At 59.8% G+C, this 656-nt stretch carries 1 protein-coding gene; it reads left to right on the plus strand.

All coding sequences use genetic code 11. The features are described from left to right. Positions 1-654 (plus strand): IS701 family transposase (locus H8A95_RS43380; protein WP_229188498.1); only part of this gene is annotated, 654 nt, incomplete at its 5' end. Positions 655-656: the final 2 nt, after the last annotated feature.

Genomic DNA, 656 nt, shown 5'->3' on the forward strand with positions numbered 1-656 from the left:
GATAAGCACCAACCGATCTCGGTCAAAAAGCTTGCTCTCGGCCTGCCCAAGCGCGCCTGGCACACCATCAAATGGCGGGAGGGGGCGGCTGGATGGTTGTCATCGCGCTTTGCGCGCGTGCGCGTTCGTGTCGCGCACCGTGATTACAATCTCACGGACAGCCGGCCGGCAGAGTGGCTGCTGATCGAGTGGCCCATGGGCGAGGATCAGCCCACCAAATACTGGCTCTCAACACTTCCACAAGACACTACCTTCCAGGCGCTGGTCGATCTGACCAAGTTGCGTTGGCGCATCGAACGCGACTATCAGGAACTCAAGCAAGAGGTCGGGCTCGGGCATTTTGAAGGGCGCGGATGGCGCGGTTTCCACCACCACGCCACATTGTGTATCGCGGCTTATGGCTTCCTGGTCTCCGAGAGGGAGACGATTCCCCCCTCAGGATCTCGTTCCGTCAGGCCGTTCAAGGAACTTGCCATTCCCAACGGTTACCGCCCCCGAGGCTCCGCCGCTGCGAACCGAACGTCATGTCCCGAATTCAGTCGCAACGATGCGCCGAAGATTGATGGTCGCGCTCGCCGCAACTCTGGCTCGATGCCCATGTTGTGCCGTTCCAACCGTAGTGCGCATGTCTCGCCAAAATTTATGACGCAGTAAGA

This window comes from Bradyrhizobium oropedii (genome assembly GCF_020889685.1).
Lineage (GTDB): Bacteria > Pseudomonadota > Alphaproteobacteria > Rhizobiales > Xanthobacteraceae > Bradyrhizobium > Bradyrhizobium oropedii.